Here is a 24,809-nt window from a genome sequence, read left to right as displayed (position 1 = left end):
CAGGCGACCCTGCTTGTGTGGTCTGGGGATGCGGCGACCACCGAGCGCTGGGCAAAATCGCCGGTCCGCTTGATCCGAGGAACGACATGAAGAAGACCTTGTACGCGCTGGCGCTGGCCGGCCTCACGACGGCCGCCCAGGCGCAGGACGCCGGCTCGAACGTGGAAAAATGCGCCAAGAAGCTCGGTGCCATGGCCGTCGTCGAGCCCCAGTACGGCTGGGGTCACCTGTCGCAATACGGCCTGGGTTCGCCCGGCGCGCTGCTGCGCATGATGGTGCAGCAGTCCGGCTGCTTCGATGTCGTGGAGCGCGGTCAGGCCTTGCAGAACCTGCAGCAGGAGCGCTCGCTGGCCGCTGGCGGCGAGATGCGCCAGGATTCCAACGTCGGCAAGGGCCAGATGCAGGCGGCGGACTTCGTCATGACGCCCAACGTGCAGGTCAGCGGCGGCAACACCGGCGGCATCGGTGGCAGCCTGCACGGCCTGCTGGGCGGCAAGCTCGGCGCGCTCAGCTCCATCGCCGGCGGGCTGAAGTTCAAGGAGGCCGCCACCAGCCTGCTGGTGTCCGACGTGCGCTCCAGCATCCAGGTCGCCGCGGCCGAGGGCAAGGCCACCAAGACCGACTTCTCCGTCAGCGGCTGGGGCTACGGCGGCGGCGTGCTCGGCAACATGAACGGCTACACCAGCACGCCCGAAGGCAAGCTGATCGCCGCCAGCCTGCTCGACAACTACAACAAGATCGTGCTGACCATCCGCGACCAGGGCAGCCTGGTGCGCACCAGCAGCGCCTCCGGCCAGGCCAACGCGGCCGCATCCACCCAGGCCGGCGCGCCGGTGGTGGCGGGCCAGATGCTGGCGCCCAAGATCTCCAACGTGAAGGCCTATGCCGCGCCGTCGCGCGACAGCAAGGTCGTCGCCACCTTGAACCGCAACGACGAGCTGGTGGCCACCGGCGAGACGCAGGACGGGTTCGTCAAGGTGGACGCCGCCAACTTCAGCGGCTGGGTGCAACGCACGCTCGTCACCTCGCTGGGCAACTGAATGAAGGTCGCCCTGATCACGGGCGCCGGTTCCGGCATCGGCCGTGCCGTCGCCCGCGCATTGGCGGCCGACGGCTGGGCGCTCGCGCTGATGGGCCGCCGCGAGCCGGCCTTGCGCGAGACCCTGCCGGACGCCCTCGCGCTGCCCGCCGACGTCACCGACGAAGCCCAGGTCGACGTCGCCTTCGCGCGATTGCGCGAGCGTTTCGGCCGGCTGGACCTGCTGTTCAACAACGCCGGCATCGGTGCGCCGCCGGTGCCCATCGACGAGCTGACGGTGGCGCAGTGGCGGGCGGTGGTCGACACCAACCTGACCGGCAGCTTCCTCTGCGCCCGCGCCGCGTTCGCACTGATGAAATCGCAGTCGCCGCGCGGCGGCCGCATCATCAACAACGGCTCCATCTCCGCCCACGCACCGCGGCCGTTCTCGGCGCCGTACACCTCCACCAAACACGCGATCACCGGCCTGACCAAGGCGCTCAGCCTCGACGGCCGCGCCTTCGACATTGCGGCTGGCCAGATCGACATCGGCAACGCCGCGACCGAAATGACCGAGAAGATGACCCGCGGCGTGCCGCAGGCCAACGGCCAGATGGCCGTCGAGCCGCGCATGGACGTCGAGGACGTCGCCCGCGCCGTCGTCTACATGGCCGGCCTGCCGCTGTCGGCCAATGTGCAGACAATGACGGTGATGGCGACGAACATGCCTTTCGTCGGCCGCGGCTGAGCCGGTTCAGAATGCGGGCATGCGCCTGTTCCGTACGCTCGTCCGCCTGCTGATCCTGATCTCGGGGGCCGTCATCGGCCTCGTGTTCTTCCTGTTGGCCGTGGTGGCCTTTGCCGTCATCCTGATCGGCAGCCTGTTGACTGGCCGCAAGCCCGATCTGCAGTTCCGCATGAACCAGAACCCGTGGGCGCGGCACCGTCCTGCGGCGCACGGCGCCGACGATGTGGTCGACATCGAGGTGCGCGAGGTTGCGGAAGTTACGGACCCGGCGCGGCTGCCGCTGCAGCCCCCGACCCAGCGCTAGGCTTCTTCAGTTCGACGACGCCGTACCAGGTGCGCGCCGATGCGCGGCTGTTGTCGCTGTCGGTCATGACGGCCATCGAGACCAGCGGGCCTGGCGCCTCGCCGAAGGCGAGGCGGAAGTCGGCGGCCAGGTCGCGGCGGTGGTCGCGCCAGCGGTGCAGTTCGCCGGGGCCCGAGTCAACGACGATCTTGCGGATGCGATCGCTGCGCGGGTTGACGACGACGGTGCCCACCGGCAGCTTGCTGTCCCAGACGTACATCAGCGTCGCATAGGGCGGCACCTCGCCGGTCAGCGCCTGGGCCAGCTCGAACTTCATGCGCGTGCGCAGCGACAGTTTGTCGATGTCGCCGCCGAAACCGAAGATGACGCGGGCCACCGCGTCCTCGCGGTCGATGTCGGCGACGCTGGCGTTGGGGATCAGCCCCTGCGCCCACCACGAGAAGCTCACTTCACCGACATCGGCCAGGGCCGGCTCCACGCGCTTGCGCCAGATGCTGGCCGAGCGCTCCGACGCGGCCTCCAGCGCCGGGCGGCCGTCCTTCTCGGTCCAGCTGTAGCGGGTCGGCGTCTTGCCGGGCAGCGCCATGGGCTGCCAGCCGTCGGCAGCGTGTGGGGGCGGGGCGGTGGTGGCGCAGCCGGCCAGCAGCGCGAGGGCGCAGAGATTCAGCAGTTGGCGGTGCATCACCAGGTCTTGCGTTGCAGTTCTTCGAGGATCTCCCCGTATATGCGGTATCGGCTGGCGCTGATCAAGCCTGAATCGACCGCGGCGCGCACGCCGCAGCCCGGTTCGTGAATATGTGAACAGTTGGCGAAGCGGCAGTCGGCGTGCTGGCGCAGGTCGGGCATGAAGCGCCACAGCTCGGCGGCGGCGATCTGGCGCAGGCCGAACTCCTGGAAGCCGGGCGAGTCGATCAGCGCGGTGGTGCGCGTGTCGTCCGTCCAGTACCACTGCGTCGTCGTGGTCGTGTGGCGGCCGGAGTTGAGCGCCTGTGAAATCTCGCCGACCTGGGCCTGGGCGTTCTTGACCAGCAGGTTGATCAGCGTGCTCTTGCCCGTGCCGCTTGGGCCCAGCACGAAGGTGCGCTGACCGGCCAGCCAGGGGTCCAGCGTCGCGCGCGAGCCCTCGCGGTCGGCTTTCAACGCGACCTCGAACATCTGCAGGCCCATCGTGCGGTAGGGCGCCAGGCGCTCGCGTGCTGAATCGGTGCCGGGCAGGTCGGTCTTGTTCAACGCGATGGCCATGCGGATGCCGGCGGCCTCCGCCGCAATCAGCGCCCGGGCCAGTTGCGACTCGCTGAACACCGGCTCGACGGCCACCAGCACCAGCATCTGGTCCAGGTTGGCCGCAAAGCTCTTGGTCTTCCATTCGTCCTGCCGGAACAGCAGGTTGCGGCGCGGCTCGACGGCTTCGATGACGCCTTCATCACCGGACTCGGCGAAGCGCACCTGGTCGCCCACCACGGCCTCGCTCTTCTTGCCGCGCGGGTGGCAGACGAAGCGGTGCCCGTCGGCGTCCTCGACGATGTAGTGGCGGCCATGGCCGCGCACGACCAAACCGAGGTCCAGCGCCTGGAATTTGCTCATTCGCCCGACGCTTCGGGCAGGGCGCTCACTTGTGCGGCACAGATGGCATCGTTGAGCGTCAGCCCGCCGCGCGAATGCGTGGAATAGCTGACGGTGCAGGCGTCATAGCCGACCAGCATCTCGGGGTGGTGGTCCTGGGCGTGCGCGATCTCGGCGACCGCGTCGACGAAGGCCATGGTCTGGTAGAAGTTCGCAAAGCCGAAGCGGCGCGCGATCAGCTTGTTCTCCGGGTCCGGCTGCCAGCCAGGCAGGGCAGCGAGCACGCGCTTGCGTGTGTCGGCGTCCAGCAGCGGGGCCTTGGGGTCGCATTGGGCAAGCAGAAGGTCGTTCATGTGGCGAGCGCGGCAAGCCTCTCAGCGGCCGGTGGGTGCGAGTAGTAGAAGCGCGCGTAGACCGGGTCGGGCGTCAGCGTGCCGGCGTTGTCCTCGTGCAGCTTCAGCAGCGCCGACGACAGCGCGGCGGCGCTGGCCTGCGCGCGGGCATAGGCATCGGCCTGGAACTCGTCGCGGCGCGAGAAGTGGCTGGCCAGCGGCGTCACGAAGAAGCCGAACACCGGGCCGGCGAGCAGGAACAGGATCAGCGCCAGCGCGTCATTCGGTGCACCGAGGTTGGGCTGCACACCCAGCCCCAGGTAGAAGGCCGGTTGTTGCGCCAGCCAGCCCAGCAGCGCGAAGCCGGCCAGGCTCAGCGCGAAGGTCAGCACGATGCGCTTGGTGATGTGCTTGTGCTTGAAGTGCCCCAGCTCGTGGGCCAGCACGGCCTCGACCTCGCCGCCGTTGAGCTTGGTCAGCAGCGTGTCGAAGAAGACGACGCGCTTGGCCGGGCCGAAGCCGCTGAAGTAGGCATTGCCGTGCGCCGAGCGGCGGCTGCCGTCCATGACGAACAGGCCCTTGGCCGCAAAGCCGCAGCGCGCCATCAGCTGCTCCACGCGCTCTTTCAGCGCGGCGTCGGTGAGAGGCTCGAACTTGTTGAAAAGCGGCGCGATGACGGTGGGATACAGCACCATGACGAGCAGCTGGAAAGCCATCCATACGCCCCAGGCCCACAGCCACCAGCGCGGGCCAGCGGCGCCCATCAGCCACAGGATGAGGGCCACGATGGGCAGCCCCAGGACGACGCCCACCGCCAGGCCCTTGGCCATGTCGGCGAAATACAGCCCCAGCGTCGTGCGGTTGAAGCCGAACGCCTGCTCGATGCGGAAGGTCGACCACAGCTCCCAGGGCAGATCGAGCAGCGAGCCGACCAGCACGAAGGCGGCAATGAGGCCGAGCTGGTAGCCCATGGCCTGCCAGCCTTCGGGCAGTGCGCCGCTCCATGCCAGCATCCAGCCGTTGAGCACGTTCAGCCCGCCCAGCAGCGTCCAGCCCAGCAGCACGGCGGCGTTGAAGGCCAGCGCCAGCAGGCCGAAGCGGCTGCGGGCGATGGTGTAGTCGGCGGCTTTTTGGTGCGCCGCGAGCGTCACGCTGCCGGCAAAGGCGGCGGGAACCTGGCCGCGGTGTGCGGCGACATGGCGGACCTGGCGCGACGACAGCCAGAACTTGACGAGCAACGAGGCCGCGAGCGCGACGGCGAAAGCCAGGGACAACAGCGTGGGGGACATAGGCCCCAAGTTTAGGCTGCGACAATTTGCGGTCATCTGCTGACAACCAAGCCCACCATGTCCGACACCCTCGCCATCAGCGACAGCAACCTGATCTGGATCGACCTCGAAATGACGGGGCTCTACCCGGACACCGACCGCATCATCGAGATCGCCGTCGTCGTCACCGACCCGATGCTGGCCAAGCGCGTCGAAGGCCCGGTCTTCGCCATCCACCAGAGCGACGCGACACTTGACGCGATGGATGCCTGGAACAAGGGCACGCACGGCCGCAGCGGCCTGATCGACCGCGTGAAGGCCTCGACCATCTCCGAGGCCGACGCCGTCGCCCAGACCATCGCCTTCCTGAAGCAATACGTGCCCAAGGGCAAGAGCCCCATGTGCGGCAACAGCATCTGCCAGGACCGCCGCTTCCTCGCCAACTACATGCCGGAACTGGAAAGCTTCTTCCACTACCGCAACCTCGACGTGTCCACGCTGAAGGAACTCGCCAAGCGCTGGAAGCCGGCGGCGCTGGAGGGCTTCAAGAAGGCCCAGGCGCACACGGCGCTGGCGGACATCCACGAGTCCATCGACGAGCTGGTGCATTACCGCACTCACTTGCTGGCCGTCTGATTGATCCACGCCGCCTTCGATTTCCCGCGCCATCCGCTTGCCCGCGAAGACGGGGAGCGATTGCGCGGTGTCTGGCATGAGGCGCCGGCGCGCTGGCTGAGGGCCGCGCGGCACGAGGAGGTTAGGGCGGCCATTGCCGAGGCCGAGGCCGCCGCCCGTGCCGGCGCCTGGGTGCTGGGCGGCCTGCGCTACGAGGCTGCCGCAGCCTTCGACGCGGCGCTGGCAACGCATGAGGCAACCGCAACCGCGCCGCTGGCCGAGTTCGCGGTGTACGACAAGGCGCCCGAGCCCTGGCCGGACCAGGCGCCGGCCCACACCGGCTTGCTGGATTGGCACGATCCGGCGCCGGATGCAAACGCCGCCATCGAGCGCATCCGCGGCTACATCCGCGACGGCGACTGCTACCAGGTCAACCTGACGGCGCGGCTGCGCGCCGCAGCGGGCGCGTTGGACCCGGCGCAACTCTTCCTCGCTCTGCACGCCAGCCAGCCCGGCGGCTTCAGCCTGTTCCTGCTTGATGCGCAGACCCGGGCCGGCGCGGCCAGCGTGTCGCCCGAACTTTTCTTCGACTGGCGGCCGGTGCCCGGCGCGCACACCAGCTGGCTGCTGGCCGCCCAGCCCATGAAGGGCACGGCGCCGCGTGGCCGCGACCGCGTCGACGACGAGGCTGCCCAGGCCCACCTGCGCACCAGCGAGAAGGAGCGCGCCGAGAACCTGATGATCGTGGACCTGCTGCGCAATGACCTCAGCCGCGTGGCGCAGCTGGGCACCGTGCGCGTGCCGCGGCTGTTCGAGCTGCATGCGCTGCCGACGGTCTGGCAGATGACCTCCACCGTGACGGCCGTCAGTCGCGCCGGCCTGACGCTGGCGGACGCCTTCGCGGCGCTTTTCCCCTGCGGCTCGGTGACCGGCGCGCCCAAGGTCCGGGCGATGCAGATCATCCGCGAGCTGGAGCCCACGGCGCGGGGCTGGTACTGCGGCGCGCTGGGGCTGATCCAGCCCGGCGGCGTGGCGACGTTCAACGTGCCCATCCGCACGGTCGAGTTCGGCGACGGCCAGTTGACTTGCGGCATCGGCAGTGCCATCACGCTGGACAGCGAGCCGGCCGCCGAGATCGCCGAGTGGCGCGCCAAGTCGCGCTTCCTGGCCCGCGCCGAGGCGCCGGTGCAGGCGCTGGAGACGCTGCGGTTGCAGGACGGTGTCGCGCTGCGCGGCGATGCGCACCTCGCGCGCATGCAACGCACGGCGCGGCACTTCGGCCTGCGCTTGTCGCTGACCGAGGCCCGCACCTATCTGCAGGCCGTGGCCGCGGCCTGCCCGGACGGCGTCTGGCGCCTGCGCCTGACCTGCGACGCCGCGGGCCGCCTCTCGCACACGCTTGCCGCCTTCACGCCGACCGCCGAGCCGGTGCGCCTCGCCCTGGCCGACCGGCCCATCGTCACGCGTGGCCCGCGCGCCGAGTTCCTTGCCCACAAGACCACCCGGCGTGAGCTGTATGCCGGCTTCGCCAAGCCGGCCGACGCCTTCGACGTGATCCTCTGGAACGAGGCCGGCGAGCTGACCGAATGCAGCTTCGGCAACCTCGCCGTGCAGCTGAGCGGCCAATGGCTGACGCCGCCGCTGGCCAGCGGCCTGCTGCCCGGTGTGCTGCGCGCCGAGCTGCTGGCACAGGGGCGTGTCAAGGAAGCGCGGCTGACGCGCGACGACCTCGCCCGCGCCGAGGGCCTGGCCTTCTTCAACAGCCTGCGCGGCTGGCTGCCGGCCGAGATCTAGGCGCCCCCGTCCCCAGTGTTGGGGAGGCGCAGCAGCAAGTCGAGCGGGTTCAATGGCCTTCCATTCCGAAGGAGGAGAACCCCATGGCCGGCTACCTGATCCAGACCGATGGCCGCCCGCTGGCGGACGTGCAACGCCAGCTGCGCAAGTACCTGCCAGGGTTGGACGTGCGGCTGTTCCCGGTCGGGCCGGACCGCGCGCTGCTGCGCGGCCACCTGCTGGAGGCGCTGCAGCGCGAATACCAGTCGCCGCCCGAGGTCTGGCTGACGGTGCTGGGCATCCAGTCGCCGCAGCTGCTGCGCGACGACGAGATCCCGGCGCTGCTGCACACCCGCGATGCCCAGGCGCTGCCGGCGCTGCAGCCGCCCACGCCGGCGCCGGTCGGTGCGCTGGACTGGCATCTGGACATGGTGCGCGCGCCGGCCGCCTGGGCGCGGCTCGGCGGGCCGGACCAGATCGCCTGGGGGCCCACGCTGGTCGCGCAGCTGGACACCGGCTACACCCAGCACCCGGCCTTCGGCTTCGTGGCGGGCGGGACGAGCTGGGTGGACGTCGCCCGCGCCATGACCGACGTGCCGGGCGCGCCCAACGGCGGCAACCAATTCCTGCCGGTGGAGCCCGGCGGCGGGTTGGACCCGATGGCGGGTTTCAACGCCGGCCATGGCACGCGCATCGGCGCCACCATCAGCGGGCACGACAAGGCGGCCGGCGGCCGCGCCTACTACGGCGTCGCGCCGCGCGTGCCGCACCTGCCCATCCGCATCACCGACTCGGTCTGGATCAACCATGCGCAGCGCCAGTTCGCGCGCGGGCTGGACTACGCCGTCGGCCATGGCGCCGGCGTCGTCAACGTCAGCCTGGGCATCTTCCTGGGCACCGTCGTGCCCGAGCTGAAGCGGGCGCTGAACCGCGCCTACGACGCGGGCGTCATCGTCGTTTGCGCGGCCGGCAACTACGTCGACCCGGTCGTCGCGCCGGCGCGGCTGTCGCGCACGGTGGCCGTGGCCGGCGTGACGGCCACGGCGCAGCCCTGGGCCGGCAGCAGCTTCGGCGTCGAGGTGGATTTCAGCGCGCCGGCCGCCGACCTGCGCCGCGCCGACCCGCAGTCGACCAGCAAGTTCCGCTATGCCGGCGGCGGCGACGGCACGTCCTACGCCACCGCCATCACGACCGGCGCGGCGGCGCTGTGGCTGACGCACCGGCGCGCCGACATCGCCGCCGCCTATGCGCAGCCGGCCCAGGCCTGGTGCGTGGCCGAGGCGTTCCGCGTGCTGGCCCGGCAGACGGCGCGGGTGCCCGACGGCGCCTGGCAGCCCGGCGCGTTCGGCAGCGGCATCCTCGACATCGACGCGCTGCTGGCCGCGCCATTGCCGCCCGTTGCCGCGTTGACGGCGGCCGCGCCGGCCTAGCTATTGAGCCCGCTGGCGCAAGGCCCGCATCAGCGCTATGGCGTCCGCGTTCGGCCGCGCGGGCAGCTTGGTGTAGACCGAGCTGTCGGGCGTGCGCGCCATCAGGCGCTGCGTGACGAGGTCGCGGCGCAGCGTGCAGTAGTCGCCGAAGCCGTGCCAGGCCGTCAGGATCTGGTTGACCTCGCGCTCGCGGTACGGCCGCTTGGCGTCGAAGCGCATCCACAGCCCCCACAGCGCCAGCAGTTGAAGCGAGCGCTTGGCCGGCAGGCGCTGCAGGCGGCCCTGCGTGTCGAAGAGGTTGAGCGTGCGGCGCACGATGTCGCTGTGTGGCGCGGCAACCGGCATCGGGGCCGTGGGTGGCGAGGGCGGGCGCGCCTGCAGCGTCTGCAGGTTGCGATGCCCGGCCGCGCGGGCCAGCATGTTCAGCAGCGTCTGGTGGCCGGGCGGCTGCGGCGACTCATGCTTGAGCAACTGCGCGCGCAGCGACTTGGCGACGGTGGACAGGTCGTCCACGACGAGGGGCAGGGATTCACGGGGCACGGTGGCACTCCATGCGCACGCCAACGGTGATGAGGCTGGGCTTGCCGGCTTGCAGCCAGGGCGCACGCGCAGAGGTCACGTGAACGAAGGCGGTTGCTGTATCGCTACAGGGCAGGTTCAGCTCACGGCGTGCACCGTGCGGCAAGGCCTGGGTGTTCTGCCGACCCGGGCCGCGAGTGTGCCAGAGCGCACGGCCCACCTTCAAGAGGTGGTTTGGTGAAAACCCTGAGCCATGCTACAGTCGCGGCTTCGCCTGGAGGCACTCCAGGTGTTCCACGTCTCCTCTGACCTCGTTCGATCAGTCGCACTCAAGCGCGCATCGAACTCCGAACACGGATCGGTCGGCGGCGATGAAGCCGTCGCTATGACTGACTGTTCCCCCGCGCCGCACCCGGGCTGCTGTAACAAGCCCGAGCCGCACGACGCGAGCTGATCTATCTCCCAGCGACTTGACGATGACCCGAAGGGCTCTGATGCCCCTCGGCGCTGCGCCTTTGCGTGCGCGGCGTGAATGACAACGAAAGAACGAGATGAGTTTCGATACCCTGGGCCTGAGCGAAGTTGTGCTGAAGGCCGTGAAAGATTCCGGCTACGAGAATGCCACCGACGTGCAGACGCTCGCCATCCCCGCAGCCATCGCCAACAAGGACCTGATGGTCTCGGCGCGCACCGGCTCGGGCAAGACCGCCGCCTTCATCCTGCCGGCCCTCGAGAAGATCCTGGCCGCGCGTGGCGACGACAGCAAGCGTCGTGAGAAGGGCAAGATCTACGGCCCCAAGATCCTGGTGCTGGCGCCCACCCGCGAGCTGGCCATGCAGGTCAGCAAGGCCGCGCAGACGTACGGCCGCTTCATCCCCGGCCTGAAGGTCGCGACGGTGCTGGGCGGCATGCCCTACCCGCTGCAGATCCGCCAGCTGACCGGCCCGCTGGACATCCTGATCGCCACACCCGGCCGCCTGATCGACCACATCCAGTCCGGCAAGTGCGTGCTGGCCAATGTTGAGATGCTGGTGCTGGACGAAGCCGATCGCATGCTGGACATGGGCTTCATCGACGACATCTCGATGATCGCCAGCCACACGCCGGCCGAGCGCCAGACGGTGATGTTCAGCGCCACGTTCGCCGGCCACGTCGGCCGCCTGGCGCAGGACCTGTTGAAGGAGCCGCAGCGCATCGAGGTGGCCAACCACACCGACACGCACGAGAACATCGAGCAGCGCCTGCACTGGGCCGACAACCCCCACCACAAGGACCAGCTGCTGGAGTCCATCCTGGCGCTGCCCGAGATGGAGCAGGCCGTGGTCTTCACCAGCACCCAGCGCGATGCCGACTGGCTGGCCGAGCGCCTGGCCGAGATCGGCCACTCGGTCGCCCCGCTGCACGGCGCCATGCCGCAAGGCAAGCGCAACCGCGTGCTGATGGGCCTGCGTCGCGGCGACGTGCGTGTGCTGGTCGCCACCGACGTGGCCGCCCGCGGCATCGACGTGCCGACCATCAGCCACGTCATCAACTACGGCCTGCCGATGAAGGCCGAGGACTATGTGCACCGCATCGGCCGCACCGGCCGCGCCGGCCGCCAGGGCCTCGCCATCACGCTGGGCCTGCGTGACGACGTGTCGATGATCCGCCGCATCCAGCAGTTCACGACGCAGACGATTCCCGTGCAGCAGATCGCCGGCCTGGAGCCCAAGACGCAGGAGCCGCGCATCTTCCCGCCGCGCCCGGCGGGCAGCTTCGACGACCGCGGCCCGCGTGGCCACTTCGGCGGCGGCCGCCCCGGTTTCGGCAACAAGCCTTTCCGTCGTGAAGACGGCGGCCGGCCGTTCCAGGGCGGTGGCAAGCCTTTCGGCCAGGACCGTGGTTTCGCGCCGCGCCAGGACGGCTTCCAGCCGCGCCAGGACGAGCGTGGTTTCGCGCCGCGTGATGACCGCGGCTTCCAGCCGCGCGACGAGCGCAGCTTCGCGTCCCGCCAGGACGACCGTGGCTTCCAGCCGCGTGGCGACCGCCCCTTCAACGCGGGTGGCAAGCCGGCGTTCGGCGGCAAGCCGGGTTTTGGCGGCGGTGACCGTCCGGCCTTCGGCGGCGAGCGCCGCGGCCCGGCCGGCCCGCGCAAGGGCGGCTTCGGTCGCTGATCAGCGCGCACTGCGCCTTTGACGAAGCGGGCCTCGGCCCGCTTTTTTCATGCCCGCACGGCGCCCTTCACCAGCGCGTGCATCGCGGCCAGCAGCACGTCGGTGGCCTCTTCCGGGGCCAGCAGGCCGGTGCTGACGAAGGCGCCGTTGACGAGCAGCGCCAGCTGCGCGGCCAGGGCGTCCGGCGCGTGCGCGCCCAGCCGCACGGCGATGGCCGCGAGACGGGCGCGCAACGCCTGCATGTGCTGGCGTGCGACCTCGCGGGCCGGATGGTCCTGCTCGGCGAACTCGGCGGCCACGTTGATCTGCGGGCAGCCGCGGTAGTTGGCGCGGCCCAGGCGTTCGCCGATCCAGCGCATGTGCGCTTCGAGCTCGGCCAACGCATCACCCGCGTGCTCGGCGGCGACCCGGTCCCAGGTGGCCCAGAAGTCGACGTCCTCGCGCGCCAGGAAAGCGACGATCAAGTCGTCCTTGGTGCGGAAGTGGCGGTACAGGCTGCTCTTGGCCACCGCCGCCCGCTCGACGACGAGGTCGACGCCGACAGCCCTGGCGCCTTGCTTGTAGAACAGTTCCGAAGCGACGCTGAGGATGCGCTCGCGTACGTCGGTGGCTTCAGGGGGTGTCGGGGCGGAAAGTGTCGTCATGGTGATCTGGGCCGAATCGGAAGTTGACACGATACAGACCATTCTGTATCGTTCAAAGAACAGACAGGTCTGTCTCATTTCGAAAGGATGATCATGAGCAAGCATTCCGGCACGGCAAACAGGGGTCAGGCGATCGCCGTCTACGGCGCGGGCGGGCATACCGGGCGCTTCGTCGTCAACGAGGCGCTGCGCCGCGGCTTGGCGGTGGTGGCCATCGGGCGGGACGCGTCCCGGCTGCCGGCCGGCGTGCCGGCGCGCGTGGCGGCGATCGACGATGCCGCCGCGCTGGACGCGGCGCTGGCAGGGTGCGGCGTCGTCATCAACTGCGCCGGCCCCTTCCTGGACACGGCGGCGCCGGTCATCGAGGCGGCGCTGCGGGCGGGTTGCGGCTATGTCGACGTGACGGCCGAACAGGCCAGCGCGCAGGCCGTCTTCGAGCGCTTCGACGCCCAGGCGCGCGAAGCGGGCGTGGCCGTGGTCCCGGCGGCCGGCTTCTACGGCGGGCTGGCCGACCTGCTGGCGAGCGCGCTGGCGGCCGACGGCCCGGTGGACGACCTGAGCGTCGCCATCGCGCTGGACCACTGGTGGCCGACCGAGGGCACGCGCAAGACCGGCGAGCGCAACCAGGTGCCGCGCGTGGTGCTGCAGGACGGCCAGCTCGTGCGCATGGCCACGCCCGCGGCCGAACGCGACTGGGCGTTCGGCACCGGGCACGGGCTGCAGACCATGGTCGAGCTGCCGTTCAGCGAAATCATCACCATCGCCCGCCACCTGGGCGTGCGCAACCTGCGCTCCTGGCTGACGCTGGCGTCGCTGCAGCAGATCCGCGACGCCAACACGCCGCCGCCCGAAGCCAGCGACGCGCAGGGGCGGTCGGCACAGCGCTTCGAGATGGTCGTGCAGGCCGGCGAGGGCGCGGGCGCCCGGCGCGCCGTCGCCCGTGGGCAGGACATCTATGCGGTGTCGGCACCGCTGGTGGTGGAGGCGGCCGAGCGCATGCTGCAGCCCTCCTTCAGCCGCAGCGGCGCGCTGGCGCTGGGCGAGGCCTTCGACGCGAAGGACTTCCTGAAGGCGCTCGCGGCGCGGGACCTCCAGCTGCAGCTGGGCTGAAACCTCAGCGGGCTTCGCGCAGGAAGGGCTGCAGCCAGCGCATCTGCGGCTTGTCCTTGCCGTCGGCGCCCGGCTCCAGCGACAGGAAGTAGTCGCCCCAGGTCGGGCCGCCGGCCCACCACAGCCAGCCGGCCCAGACGTCGGCGTTGGCCTGCAGGTGTATGAGCGCGCCGTTCACGGCCTGCTCGCAGACAGCATTGGCGCCGCCCCCCAGCTCACCCAGGATGGCGCGCTTCTTGTTGGCCTTCAGCCAGGCGGTGAAGCGCTGCAGGCGCTCGACGCCGATGCTGGGGCTGACGCATGCCGCGTTCGTGCCCGAGCCGTCCTTGTCGAAGTACTGGTGCACCTCGAACACCATGTGGTCCAGCGGGTCGCGCACGCGGCCCATGACCTCGGCGTTGGGCGTGCCGTACCACTTGCTCTCGAACCAGCTCCAGGCGCCGGTGTAGCCGTTGCCGGGCAGCGTGATGAGGTTCTTCGCGCCGGTGGCGCGGATGGCGTCCACGGCGGCCTGTGCGGCGTCGGCCCAGGTTTCGGTGGGCATGTTGCGCGGCTCGTTGACGAGGCCGAATTGGACCTTGGGGTTGTCCTTGAACTGCAGCGCCAGGCGGCGCCAGAAATCCGCGAAGGCGGCGATGGGCACCTCGGGCTTGCCGACGTGCACCTCCTTGTAGGCGGCGTAGTTGTGCGGGTCCAGCAGCACGTGCAGGCCGCGCGCGGTCGTGCCGTCGACGAACTCGCGCAGGCGGCCCAGCTCGGTCGCGTCCAGCTCGCCCATCAGCGTGGGTTGCAGGCGCTCCCAGCGGAAGCCGATGCGCATCAGGTTCATGCCCTTGGCCTGGTAGTAGGCCGTGCTGGCCACGCTCGGGTAGACATAGTCCTTGCCGTAGACGCCGGGGAAGGGCAGCTTCTCGCCCCATTCGGCGCTGGACAGGCTGATGCCGCGCCATTCGAGCGGCGCGGCGTGGGCGGTGGCGGCGGCCAGCAGCAGCGTGGCGAGGATGGTTTTTCTCATGTCGTCTCCTGGGCGGGTGGCTGCACGCCGAGCGCGGCGAGCACGTCCTGGCAGGCACCCATGGTGTGGTAATCCGTCTTGCCGGCGGGGCTCTTCTCGTCGGTGAGCTTGCGGTTGTCGGGCGCGAGGATGCGGTACCAGGCGCCGTGCTCGTGGTCGACGAAATGCTGCCAGGCGTAGGCCCACAGCCGGTCGTACCACTGCCAGTAGGCGTCGTCGCCGGTACGCACGGCGAGCCAGGCAGCGGCGGCCAGGCTTTCGGCCTGAACCCAGAAATACTTGTCGGCGTCGCACACCTCGCCGCCGGGCGCGAAGCCGTAGACCAGGCCCCCGTGGGTATCGTCCCAGCCGTGGCGCATGGCCGTGTCGAAGAAGTGGCGGGCCGTCGTGACCAGCCAACCCGGCGCCGCGTCGCCCAGGCGCCGCTCCAGCATCAGCAGCAGCTTGGCCCATTCGGTCAGGTGGCCGGTCTGGAAACCCCAGGGCCGGAAGATGTTGGTCTTATCGTCGCGGTTGTAGTCCCAGTCGGGCGTCCAGTCGGTGTTGTAGTGCTCCCAGACCAGGCCGCCGGCCTGCAGCGCCTGGCGCTGGGTGATGGAAGTGGCGAGGGTCAACGCACGGTCGAGGTAGCGTGGCTCGCCGGTGGCGGCGTGGGCGGCCAGCATGGCCTCGCAGGCGTGCATGTTGGCGTTCTGGCCGCGGTAGGGACCGACCTGCCAGTCCGGTGTCGCCTCGTCGGCGTACAGGCCATGGGCGGGTTCCCAGAAGCGCTGCTCCATCAGCGCGAAGGTGGCGGCGATGCCTTCCTTCGCGCCAGCCACGCCGGCTTGCGCCGCATGCGAGTTCGCCAGCAGCACGAAGGCCAGGCCGTAGCAGTGGTTGGTGCCGTCCAGCACGGTGGCACGGCCGTCCTGCCAGTCCAGCACCCAGGCGTAGCCGCCTTGCGGCTGGGCGTGGGCCTGGTTGACGAAAGCCAGCGCATGCGCCACGTCGCCCACCGGGCCGCCGAACCAGCGCCAGGCCAGCGCATGGTTGAAGACGAAGCGCGTGCTGCTGACGAGATGCCGGGTGCGGCGGTCGTAGACGGTGCCGTCGTCCTTGAAGAACTGGAAGCAGCCGCCGGTCTCGTCCTTGACGCGTGGTGCGTAGAACGCCAGCGTGTGGCGCATGTGGGCCCACAGCGCCTCGGGGCGGCGCATGTCGGGAGTGTTCATTTCAATACCTCCGCTTGCAGGAATGCAGTCAGCTCGTCGGCCATCTGCGCATGCACGTCGATGCGCGGGTGGGCCCAGGCAAAGGCCTGGAAGCGGTAGCTCCAGACCTTGGCGTCGCCTTCGCCGCGCAGCGTCTGCACGGTGCGCTGCACGGCATGCGGGATGGCCGGCTGCTCCTGCGGCGCCGACATGCCGCCCATCAGCAGCACCAGCCTGGCCTGCGGGTAGCGGGCGCGCAGCTGGCGCACGAAGCCGAGGTAGCGCGGGCCGAAGTCCGCCGCGATGGCCTGGCCCTTGGACGCCGGAAAGCCGTGGTCGTTCTGGCCGAGGTTGAGCAGCACCACGTCGGGCGCGCGCGGGTCGGGTGGCGCCACCGCTGCATCCAGACGCGGTGCGAAGCGGTTCCAGACCTGGGGCATCAGCAGTTGGTCCCAGGTCGCCGTGATGCCGATGCCGCTGACGGCGATGCCGACATAGTCCGCGCCCAGCCGGGCGGCCGTCAGTGCGCCGTAGGCCCGGGTGCCGTCGTGGGTGGAAAGGTCGGCGTACTGGTCTTCGCCGATGTCGCCGTTGCAGGCACCGGCGGTGATCGAGTCGCCGTAGAACTCGAACTTCAGCGCGCGCGCAGGTGGCGGGTCGAGCAACTGGCCGCCTTCGGCCAGGCGCAGGCCGAGGAAGAGGGCCTCGGCCTGCGAGGCCTCGGTGCGCTTGACCAGGCGCAGCTCGTGCGTGCCGGTCTTCAGAGGCAAACGCCACTCGGCAGGCCCGTCGCCGCGCAGCGCCAGGGCGTGGCGCCGGCCATCGACCTCGACGGTGAAATGGTTGATGCCGCCGCGCGCGGGCGCCAGGCGCAGCGCAAGCCGGTCACCGGTGAAGCGGGCGCGCATTTCGCTGCCGCTCCAGGCCATCAGCCTGGCCCCGGGCGCCGTGCCGATGCGGCCGGTCCAGCGCAGCCTGGGGTCGTCCGCCGGGATGAGCCCTGTCGCGGCCGACAGTGGCGCGCGTACGAAGTCGCTCGGGTGGAGTTCGGGCGGGAAGATGCCGGCCGACATGACGGCCAGCAGGCTCGCGGGGCGGCCGCTGCCGGCCCATTCGTCGCGCTTGACGCGCACATGCAGCAGGTGGGCGCCGGGCTCCAGGTCGCGGCCGACGACGGTGTAATGCCAGCCGAGGTAGCCCGTGCGCTCCGGCACCTGGCCGCGCAGCGTGACGACGGGGCCGTCGTCCACCCAGGCTTCGAGGTTGCGGTAGTGCTCGCTCTCGGCATGGAAGACGGCGACCTCGCGGCCCCAGACGAGGAAATGCGCCTCGGCGCCATCGGCCGTGCTGACCCAGCCGGGCAGCTGGCCGGTCCATTCCGGGTGCGCCTCGCCGCCGCGCTCGAAGCCGCGTTGCTGGTAGGGCTTGAGCGTGTCGCCGGCGAGCATCCTCGTGAACTCATGCGCGCGGCCGAACAGCGGCTCGGGCAGCGGCGTCGCCACGGCCGGGCCGCGCGCGGCGGCGCGCAGCGCATCGCCCAGCGCCTGCGCGATGCGCTGGTGTCCGGTGCCGTTCGGGTGCACCGGCTCGGCGTCGTAGATCGCGGCCCAGCGGTCCTGGCCGGCGTCGACGCGGGCCTGCATCCAGCGGCCGAAGTCCAGCGCCGTCAGGCCGTAGCGGGCCGCCAGCTGCAGCTGCACGTCGACCGCGTCGCGCGCCTGGTTGCCTTGCTGCGTGAGGCCCAGCACGACGACGGCGGGCGGCTTCCTGGCGCCGAGCAGCCGGCGCAGCATGGCCTCGTAGCTGCTGCCGCGCACGGCCGGGTCCAGCCACTGGTCGTTGACGCCGAACTCGACGACGACGAGGTCGGGCGCCTTGTCCAGCACCTGCGCCTGCAGGCGCTGCACGCCGGCGGCCGAGTCGGTGCCGCTGACGCCGGCGTTGACCAGCTTGACCTTGGGGCCAAGCGACCTGGCCAGCAGCGCGGCCCAGCCCTGCTCGCGCGGCGGCTGGGCGGCATAGCCGGTCGTGATGGAGCCGCCGATGGTCGCCAGCGTGATGGCCTCGCCGGCTTCCAGCCTTTGCATGACGGCCTGCAGCCGCGCGTCCGTCGTGGCGGTCGATGCGGCGCTGGCCAGCGTCAGGGGCAGGGCCAAGGCGAATCCTTTCATCCAGTGCTTCATGTTGCGGGGGCCAGGCGCTCGATCATTTCGAGCCCGGCGCGGACGTGGTGGTAGGGGCACTCCCAGGGGCCGGCCTTGGGCACGCTGTCCAGCGGCCGGCCCTGGGGGTCGAGGGTCTTGAACCAGTCGCCGCCCGCGCGGTCGACATGATGCCGGTCGATGTAGCGCCAGGCGCGCCAGGCGGCTTGGGCGTGGCGCGGGTCGCCGCCCCACTGCCAGGCGTCCCAGAAGCCGACGACGGCCTCGGCCTGGCACCACCAGTGGCGGCGCTCGTCGGTCACGCTGCCGTCGAAGCGGCCCTCGCCCAGCACGCTGCCGTCCGGGGCCACGCCGCGCGCCAGCACCGCGTCGGCCACCTGCACGGCCAGCGTGCGGGTGCGCGCCTGCAGGGCCGCATCGGCCAGCACGTCGGCCGCGCGCACCAGCAGCCAGGCGGTCTCGATGTCGTGGCCCCAGGAGACGTCGGGCGTCAGCACGCGCCAGTCGGCGCTGAAGTACAGGCCGAAACAGGCCTGGCCGGGCAGCCAGATCCTGTCGAGGAAAAGCGCCAGCAGCTCGCGCAGCCGCGCCTCGACGGCGGGCACGCGGTGGTGGCGCAGCAGCTCGGTCAGCGCCTCCAGCACGTGCAGCATCGTGTTCATGGTCTTGGGCGCGGGCGGCTCCTTGTCGGACAGGCGGGCGCTGGCCAGCGGGCGCCAGTCGCGCATGCGGCCTTCCCAGCAGCCACCGTCCGCCGGGTCGAAGGCATGGGCCTGCAGCAGCTCGAAGAAGCCGAGCGCCTGGCGCAGCGCCGGCGAATCGTCCTTCGCCTGCCATGCGTGGCAGGCGCACAGCGCGTAGATCGCAAAGGCCTGCGCGTAGGTCTGCTTGTGGGTCTGCAGCGGCCGGCCGTCGCCGTCGACGGACCAGAACACGCCGCCGTCGACCGGGTCGATCAGCGCCTGGTTGAGCCAGGCCCAGGCGCGGTGCGCGGCGCGCCCGCCTTCGGCGGTGGCGCCCAGGCGGTGCTGGGCGCTGGCGAAGGCCCACAGCAGCCGCGTGCCGAGCACGGCGCTGCGCGGCGCCTCGCGCGGCTGGCCGTCATTGCCGCGCGCGCCGAGCACGCGGCCTTCGGCGTCGAAGATCTGGCGCTGCCACCAGGGCAGCACGTTCAAGGTCAGTTCGTCGCGCCAGCGCGCGGCCCATTGCGAGCGCGGCTCGGCCTGGTTGAAGTCGGGAATCTCTGGATGCATGCGAAGGGATCAGCCCTTGGTGGCGCCGGCACCGAGGCCGGCCACGAACTGGCGCTGGAAGATCAGGAAAAGCACCACGGCCGGCAGCGACGCGAGCAGCGATCCCGCCATCAGCACGGCGGCCGACTGCGGGTTGAAGCTGAGGTCGGCGGCCATCTTGCCGAGTTGCAGGGGCAGGGTCAGCGTGGCGGCGTCGTGCACGACCAGCAGCGGCCACAGGAAGTTGTTCCATTCGGCCACCGCCACGGGAATGGCGATGGCGGCCAGTGCCGGCCGCAGCAGCGGCAGCACGACGCTCCACCAGATCCGCAGCGTGCCGGCACCGTCCAGCGTGGCGGCGGCGACGAGTTCGTCCGGCACCGACAGCATGGCCTGGCGGAAGTAGAAGACGACGAAGGCCTTGGCCAGGCCCGGCACCAGCAGCGCGGCGTAGCTGTTGATCCAGCCCAGCTGCGCGACGGTGACGAAGTTGGGCACGATGGTCACCTCCCACGGCACCATCATCGACACCAGCAGCAGGCGGAACAGCCAGCGGCTGCCCGGGAAGGGCCGCTTGGTCAGCACGAAGGCGACCAGCGACGCGGCCAGCAGGCTGACCGCCGTGACGACGACGGTGACGAGCAGGCTGTTGGCATAAAAGCGCAGGAAGCCATGGCCCTCGACGGACACCTGCAGGATGCCGGCCAGCTTGTCGGGGTCGGCCGTCGTGCCGGCCCAGTCGGGGTTGAAGAAGTTGCGCCATGTCGGCGCGTCGGGCAGCAGCGTGGGAGGCTGGCGCAGCAGCTCGCCCACCGTCTTGAAGGCGCCGATGGCCATCCAGTAGTAGGGCAGCAGCATGGCCGGCACCAGCAGCCACAGCGGCGCGCGCAGCAGGGTGCGCCATTTCATCGCCGTTCCTCCTTGCCAATGAAGCGCAGGTTCAACCAGGTCAGGCCGAACAGCAGCGTCGTCATCACCCAGGCCGCGGCCGACGCCAGGCCCAGGTCGAGTTGGCGGAAGCCCCGGTCGAACAGGTAGGTGACCAGCATCAGCGCCGAGTCCAGCGGGCCGCCCAGGGTGTCCACGGCGCCGTAGAGCAGGTAGGGCTCGTAGAAGACCTGGAAGCTCGCCACCATGCCGGTCACGCTGACGTAGACCAGCGTCGGCCGCAGGTTGGGCAGCGTGATGTGCAGCAGCTGCTGCCAGCGCGAGGCGCCGTCCAGCCGCGCCGCCTGGTACAGCTCCTGCGGAATCGCGCGCAGGCCGGCGACGAAGATGATGAGGTTGTAGCCCAGCACCGACCAGACGCCGACCAGCACCAGCACCGGCATCGTCCATTGCGGGTCGCCGAGAAAGCGCGCCGGCTCCAGGCCCAGGGCGGCGCGGAGGCTGTTGAAGAAGCCGTAGGCCTCGGAGTTGGCCAGCCACTTCCAGGCCGAGATGGCGCCCACGCCGCCGGCGACCGCGGGCAGGAAGAAGGCGACGCGCACGCACTGGTGCAGGCGCGAGTTGCTGCCGAAATTCAGCGCCAGCACCAGGCCCAGCACGACGGCGATGACCGACACCGAGGCCATGTAGGTGGCGGTGTTGCCGAGCGCCTGCCAGAAGCGCTCGTCGGCAAACAGCTCGGCGTAGTTGCGCGTGCCGACCCAGGCCGGGTCGTCGGTGGCGTGATAGTCGGTGAAGCTCAGCCAGGCCGAGCGCAGCACGGGCCAGACGCCGAACAGGCCGAAGAGCGCGAAGAAGGGCGCGACCAGCAACATGTCGCGACCATGGCGGCGCCAGGTCGGCCTCATTGGCCTCATCGCTGCTTCCCCTGCACGGCGAGCGCGCGGTTCATGACGGCCGCCGCGCGGCTCAGTTCGGCCTGCGGGTCGGCGCCGGCCAGCACGACGCGCTGCACGGCGCGGGTCACGATGTAGTCCTGCCGCATCCAGGCCGGGCAGGGCGGCGGGCCTTCGGCATCGGCGAGCTGGTCCAGCAAGGCCTGGCGGTGGGGCAGGGGCAGCGCGGCGATCTGGTCCTGCCGGCCGGATGGCAGCCACATGCCGCCGTACTGCAGGGCGGCCTCGGCCATGCGGCGCGTGGTCTCGGGCTGATAGAGGCTGCGCATGAAGTCCAGCGCCAGCGCGCGGTTGGGCGAGAAGCGCATGACGGCCAGCACCGTGCCGCCCAGCACCGCCGTGCGTTTGCCGGTCGGGCCGACGGGGAGCGGCGCGGCGGCCCATTTGCCGACCAGGCCCTTGTGCGTCATGTCCAGGCGCGACAGCAGCCAGGTGCCGGATTGCATCAGCCCGTAGGCACCGCTCTCCAGGCCGCCGTCGGCATCCGGCCAGCCGTCGGTCGGGGCCTTCAGCTCGCGGTACAGGCGCGCGTAGTAGGTCAGCGCGCGCACGGCCTCGGGGCTGTCGATGACGGCGCGGCTGCAGGTGGCGTCGTACACCGCGCCGCCGGCCTGGCGCAGGTAGGGGTAGAAGCCCAGCCAGCTGGTGTTGCCCCATTGCTGCGCGTAGCCGTGGCCTTGCGCGCGCAACACCTGGGCGGTGGTGATGAAGCCGTCCCAGGTGGCCGGGGCTTCGCGCAGCAGATCGCTGCGGTAGTACTGCAGCTGCACGTGCATGTCGAACGGCGCGCCGTGCAACGCGCCGTCGGGCCGGCGGATGGCGGCCAGCGCGCCGGGGTTGGCGTGCCGTTCCAGCTCGCGCGCCAGTTCGGGGGCGGCCTGGTTCAGGTCGACGAGGGCACCCTTGGCGCCGAGCGAGATCGCGTAGGAGGTGCTGCCGGTGATCAGGTCGGGCCCGCGCCGGCTGGCCAGCGCGGCCGAGTACTTGGTCATCGCATCGGCCCAGGGCACGTCGCGCACCTCGACGGTGACGTCGGGGTGGCGGGCGCGGTAGGCCTCGACGGCCGGCTGCATCAGGCGCGGCGTCTTGTCGTCGCCCACCATCCAGATCACCAGATGCGCGGCCAGCGCCGGGCCGCAGCCTGCGGCCAGCAGCAGCGGAATGGCGAGCTTCAGGGATGCAGGGCTCACGGCGACCAGGGATACGCGCTTGATGTTTAGTAAACGACAGGGATTATCCGCAGATTGCCGGCTGCGGCAATGCCGATCGGCGGCGTTGTTTCATCGGTGCTATCCCTGATCGTGTCCGATCTGTCGGAGAAACAGAATGCGCAACAAATTCATGTTTAGCGGCGCCACCGGCGGGCCGCTGAGGATCTCAGCGCAGTGATTCCCGAACGTTTGATCGACCTTCACGACGGCTGGCAACTGGCCGAGGCGCCGCATGGCGCGGACTGGCCGGCGCTGGCTGCGCTGCCGCAGGACGCCTGGCTGCCGGCCGCCGTGCCCGGCTCCGCCCATGGCGCCTTGCTGGCGGCGGGGCGCGTGCCCGACCCCTTCTATGGCCGCAACGAGACGCAGCTGCGCTGGGTCGGCGAGCGCAGCTGGGCCTGGAGGCTCGGCTTCGACGTGGGCGAGCTGGCGTCGCACGAGGAGCTGGTCTTCGAGGGCCTGGACACTTACTGCACCGCCTGGCTCAACGGCGTGCGGCTGTTCGAATCCGACAACATGTTCGTGCCGCGCCGCGTGGACGTGCGTGAACTGCTCAAGCCCGGTCGCAACGAGCTGCTGCTGCGCTTCGACCCGCCGCTGGCCCGCGCCCGCGAGCCCGAGGCCGTCCACGGTAAGCGCCAGCTCTGGAATGGCGACAGCGCGCGCCTGTATGCCCGCAAGGCGCAATACCACTTTGGCTGGGACTGGGGCCCGGAGCTGCTCGTCAGCGGCCCCTGGCGGCCGGTGCGCCGGCACAGCTGGGCGGCGCGCATCGCCGATGTGCATTGCCGCAGCGAGGTCGACGTGGCTGCGCGGCACGCGACGCTTCAGGTCGCGGTCGAGATCGTGGGCGCCGGCCAGCAACTGAGCATCGAACTGCTGGACCCGGAGGGCCGCAGCGTCGCGGCGCAGACGGTCGCGGCCGGTGTGGCGCAGGCCCGGCTGGACGTGGTCGACGCGCGGCTGTGGTGGCCGCTGGGCCTGGGCGCGCAGCCGCTTTACACGCTGGTCGTGCGCGTGCTGGACGGCACGCAGGTGCTGGCCGAGCAGCGCCAGCGCATCGGCCTGCGCACGCTGCGCCTGGTGCAGGAGCCGGTGCAGGGCGAGGCGGGCAGCAGCTTCCATTTCGAGGTCAACGGCCAGGCGCTGTTTGCCGGCGGGGCCAACTGGATTCCGGACGACAGCCTGCTGGAGCGCATCACGCCGGCGCGCTACCGCGAGCGCATTGCGCAGGCGGCGGCCGCGAACATGAACATGCTGCGCGTCTGGGGCGGCGGCATCTACGAGCACGAGGCCTTCTACGAGGCCTGCGACGAACTGGGCATCCTCGTCTGGCAGGACTTCATGTTCGCCTGCGGCCTGTATCCGGCGCATGCCGGGTTCCAGGCCAGCGTGCGCGCCGAGGCGCAGGCGGCCGTCAAGCGGCTGCGCCACCACGCCTGCCTCGCGCTCTGGTGCGGCAACAACGAGGACTACATGCTGGCCGAGTCGGTGGGCCTGGCTGGCCCCGGCGTGCCGGCCGAGCGCTTCGAGGCGCGCGCCATCTACGAGGGCCTGCTGCCCGAGGTCTGCGCAGCGCTGGACCCGGACCGCGCCTACTGGCCTGGCAGCCCGTGGACGCCGGGCGACGCGAAGTCCTCCGACGTGACCGTCGGCGACCGCCACAGCTGGGAGGTCTGGCACCAGCAGATGCTGCCCTACCAAAGCTATGGCCAGGTGCAGGCGCGCTTCGTCAGCGAGTTCGGCATGCAGTCGCACCCGTCGCTGGCCTTGTTCGAGTCGGTGCTGCCCGAGGAGGAGCGCTTCCCCGAGAGCCGCACCGTGCAGTGGCACAACAAGGCCGGCTCGGCCAGCGGGCCGGACGGGCACCGCCGCCTGGCCGTCTACCTGGCCGACAACCTGCGCGTCGGACCGACGCTGGCCGAGCATGTCTACGCGACGCAGTTCGTACAGGCCGAGGCCATGCGCGTGGCCTACCAGGACTTCCGCCGCCGCTGGCAGCAGCCCGGCGCACGCGCCGTGGGTGGCGCGCTGGTCTGGCAGCTCAACGACTGCTGGCCGGTGACGAGCTGGGCGTTGATCGATTCGGCCGGCACCGTCAAGCCGGCCTGGCATGCGGTGCGCCGCGCGATGGCGCCGCTGGCGGTGGCTGTGCGGTTGGAGGCGGGGCAGGCCCGGCTCGCCGTCATGAACGGCGCGCTCGCCGCGCAGGCGGTGGTGCTGCAACTGCGCGTGTTCGCGATGGACGGGCGGGAGCTCGCCGACGGCCGCATGGCGCGCGACGTGCCGGCGTCGACGTCGGTCGAGGCGACGCTGGCGCTGCCGGTGGTCGACGAGCCGGTCGTTGCCGAGCTGCGTGCACTGGACCCAGACGGCCGCGAACTCGCACGCGACTGCGCCTGGACCGAGCCCTTCAAGTTCTACCGCCTCGGCGGCGCCCGCATCGTCATAGAGCGCAGCGGTGCCGGCCTGTCCCTGAGCACCGACCGGCCCGTCAAGGGCCTGTGGCTGCAGGCGGACGGCGCCGTGCTGGCCGACAACTTCATCGATCTCGTTCCCGGGGCGCCGCGGCGCATCGGCGCGGCAGGGCGGCTGCCAGAGGCATTGCAGGTTGTGGCATTGGATGAGCCGAGTCGCATGGCGTGGCTATAGCAAGGAGGTGTGACAAATCCATG

General features: G+C 70.8%; 22 protein-coding genes. 9 read left to right on the top strand and 13 right to left on the bottom strand.

The annotated features are described in order from the left end of the window. The first annotated feature begins 86 nt into the window (after window positions 1-86). Genes ASD35_RS22370 through ASD35_RS22360 form a run of 3 tightly spaced genes read left to right on the top strand, consistent with a single transcriptional unit; the run spans window position 87 to window position 2,070 of the window. Entirely contained in the window at window positions 87-1,040 is a 954-nt protein-coding gene (locus ASD35_RS22370) for a CsgG/HfaB family protein (RefSeq protein WP_056877121.1), read from the top strand. Next, the gene (locus ASD35_RS22365; protein WP_056877120.1) at window positions 1,041-1,766 is read left to right on the top strand and encodes an SDR family oxidoreductase; all 726 of its coding nucleotides are present in this window, start codon (window positions 1,041-1,043) and stop codon (window positions 1,764-1,766) included. Window positions 1,767-1,785: 19 nt separating this feature from the next. Further along, on the top strand, window positions 1,786-2,070 hold the full coding sequence (locus tag ASD35_RS22360; RefSeq protein WP_056877119.1) for a hypothetical protein: 285 nt from the start codon (window positions 1,786-1,788) through the stop codon (window positions 2,068-2,070). Here ASD35_RS22360 and ASD35_RS22355 read toward each other — a convergent pair. Genes ASD35_RS22355 through ASD35_RS22340 form a run of 4 tightly spaced genes read right to left on the bottom strand, consistent with a single transcriptional unit; the run spans window position 2,024 to window position 5,254 of the window. Next, window positions 2,024-2,752 (bottom strand): DUF3047 domain-containing protein, encoded by a 729-nt coding sequence (locus ASD35_RS22355; RefSeq protein WP_082580355.1) that lies wholly within the window; start codon window positions 2,750-2,752, stop codon window positions 2,024-2,026. The two genes, ASD35_RS22360 and ASD35_RS22355, sit on opposite strands and share 47 nt — an antisense overlap. Then, complete coding sequence (rsgA, locus tag ASD35_RS22350; RefSeq protein ID WP_369819241.1) at window positions 2,752-3,696, bottom strand: ribosome small subunit-dependent GTPase A; 945 nt, start codon at window positions 3,694-3,696, stop codon at window positions 2,752-2,754. Before rsgA ends, ASD35_RS22355 begins: the two co-directional genes overlap by 1 nt. Beyond that, window positions 3,651-3,986: a 4a-hydroxytetrahydrobiopterin dehydratase gene (locus ASD35_RS22345; protein WP_056877117.1), complete on the bottom strand. Its 336-nt coding sequence runs from the start codon at window positions 3,984-3,986 to the stop codon at window positions 3,651-3,653. Before ASD35_RS22345 ends, rsgA begins: the two co-directional genes overlap by 46 nt. After that, window positions 3,983-5,254, bottom strand: coding sequence for a M48 family metallopeptidase (locus ASD35_RS22340; protein WP_056877116.1), 1,272 nt, complete (start codon window positions 5,252-5,254; stop codon window positions 3,983-3,985). Before ASD35_RS22340 ends, ASD35_RS22345 begins: the two co-directional genes overlap by 4 nt. Before the next feature lie 57 nt (window positions 5,255-5,311). On the opposite strand from ASD35_RS22340, the gene orn reads away from it, so the two are divergent. From orn to ASD35_RS22325, 3 genes are all read left to right on the top strand, one after another. After that, window positions 5,312-5,869: an oligoribonuclease gene (orn, locus tag ASD35_RS22335; RefSeq protein WP_056877115.1), complete on the top strand. Its 558-nt coding sequence runs from the start codon at window positions 5,312-5,314 to the stop codon at window positions 5,867-5,869. Continuing rightward, the gene (locus ASD35_RS22330) at window positions 5,870-7,642 is read left to right on the top strand and encodes a bifunctional chorismate-binding protein/class IV aminotransferase (RefSeq protein WP_157275710.1); all 1,773 of its coding nucleotides are present in this window, start codon (window positions 5,870-5,872) and stop codon (window positions 7,640-7,642) included. 83 nt (window positions 7,643-7,725) lie between these two features. After that, window positions 7,726-9,051 (top strand): S8 family serine peptidase, encoded by a 1,326-nt coding sequence (locus ASD35_RS22325; protein WP_056877114.1) that lies wholly within the window; start codon window positions 7,726-7,728, stop codon window positions 9,049-9,051. Here ASD35_RS22325 and ASD35_RS22320 read toward each other — a convergent pair whose 3' ends face one another. Further along, window positions 9,052-9,591 (bottom strand): DUF2087 domain-containing protein, encoded by a 540-nt coding sequence (locus tag ASD35_RS22320; protein ID WP_056877113.1) that lies wholly within the window; start codon window positions 9,589-9,591, stop codon window positions 9,052-9,054. Window positions 9,592-10,121: 530 nt separating this feature from the next. Between ASD35_RS22320 and ASD35_RS22315 the strand changes: the two genes are divergently transcribed. Beyond that, complete coding sequence (locus ASD35_RS22315) at window positions 10,122-11,723, top strand: DEAD/DEAH box helicase (RefSeq protein WP_056877112.1); 1,602 nt, start codon at window positions 10,122-10,124, stop codon at window positions 11,721-11,723. 47 nt (window positions 11,724-11,770) lie between these two features. Here ASD35_RS22315 and ASD35_RS22310 read toward each other — a convergent pair whose 3' ends face one another. Continuing rightward, complete coding sequence (locus ASD35_RS22310; RefSeq protein WP_056877111.1) at window positions 11,771-12,367, bottom strand: TetR/AcrR family transcriptional regulator; 597 nt, start codon at window positions 12,365-12,367, stop codon at window positions 11,771-11,773. A 93-nt stretch (window positions 12,368-12,460) separates the two neighbouring features. On the opposite strand from ASD35_RS22310, the gene ASD35_RS22305 reads away from it, so the two are divergent. Beyond that, window positions 12,461-13,477: a saccharopine dehydrogenase NADP-binding domain-containing protein gene (locus tag ASD35_RS22305; protein ID WP_056877487.1), complete on the top strand. Its 1,017-nt coding sequence runs from the start codon at window positions 12,461-12,463 to the stop codon at window positions 13,475-13,477. 4 nt (window positions 13,478-13,481) lie between these two features. On the opposite strand, the gene ASD35_RS22300 is transcribed toward ASD35_RS22305, so the two are convergent. From ASD35_RS22300 to ASD35_RS22270, 7 genes are read right to left on the bottom strand one after another with little or no spacing between them, the layout of a single operon-like run. Beyond that, on the bottom strand, window positions 13,482-14,492 hold the full coding sequence (locus tag ASD35_RS22300) for a glycoside hydrolase family 5 protein (RefSeq protein WP_056877110.1): 1,011 nt from the start codon (window positions 14,490-14,492) through the stop codon (window positions 13,482-13,484). After that, window positions 14,489-15,706 (bottom strand): AGE family epimerase/isomerase, encoded by a 1,218-nt coding sequence (locus ASD35_RS22295; protein ID WP_056877109.1) that lies wholly within the window; start codon window positions 15,704-15,706, stop codon window positions 14,489-14,491. The genes ASD35_RS22300 and ASD35_RS22295 overlap by 4 nt, the downstream gene beginning before the upstream one ends. Further along, on the bottom strand, window positions 15,703-17,841 hold the full coding sequence (locus tag ASD35_RS22290) for a GDSL-type esterase/lipase family protein (RefSeq protein WP_162254506.1): 2,139 nt from the start codon (window positions 17,839-17,841) through the stop codon (window positions 15,703-15,705). The genes ASD35_RS22295 and ASD35_RS22290 overlap by 4 nt, the downstream gene beginning before the upstream one ends. Window positions 17,842-17,864: 23 nt before the next feature. Then, complete coding sequence (locus ASD35_RS22285) at window positions 17,865-19,100, bottom strand: AGE family epimerase/isomerase (RefSeq protein ID WP_056877107.1); 1,236 nt, start codon at window positions 19,098-19,100, stop codon at window positions 17,865-17,867. Between the two features lie 9 nt (window positions 19,101-19,109). After that, a complete protein-coding gene (locus ASD35_RS22280) occupies window positions 19,110-19,988 on the bottom strand; it encodes a carbohydrate ABC transporter permease (RefSeq protein ID WP_056877106.1) in 879 nt (292 codons plus the stop codon). Beyond that, a complete protein-coding gene (locus tag ASD35_RS22275) occupies window positions 19,985-20,875 on the bottom strand; it encodes a carbohydrate ABC transporter permease (protein ID WP_235538426.1) in 891 nt (296 codons plus the stop codon). The genes ASD35_RS22280 and ASD35_RS22275 overlap by 4 nt, the downstream gene beginning before the upstream one ends. Window positions 20,876-20,880: 5 nt before the next feature. Next, window positions 20,881-22,113, bottom strand: coding sequence for an extracellular solute-binding protein (locus tag ASD35_RS22270; protein WP_056877104.1), 1,233 nt, complete (start codon window positions 22,111-22,113; stop codon window positions 20,881-20,883). Window positions 22,114-22,323: 210 nt separating this feature from the next. On the opposite strand from ASD35_RS22270, the gene ASD35_RS22265 reads away from it, so the two are divergent. Then, window positions 22,324-24,786, top strand: a complete 2,463-nt coding sequence (locus tag ASD35_RS22265) for a glycoside hydrolase family 2 protein (protein ID WP_056877103.1) — start codon at window positions 22,324-22,326, stop codon at window positions 24,784-24,786. Window positions 24,787-24,809: the final 23 nt, after the last annotated feature.

Origin of the sequence: Pelomonas sp. Root1444, assembly GCF_001426885.1 — a bacterium.
Classification (GTDB): domain Bacteria; phylum Pseudomonadota; class Gammaproteobacteria; order Burkholderiales; family Burkholderiaceae_C; genus Pelomonas.
Note: the sequence above shows the minus strand (reverse complement) of the source record. Positions and strands in the feature narration are given on the sequence as shown.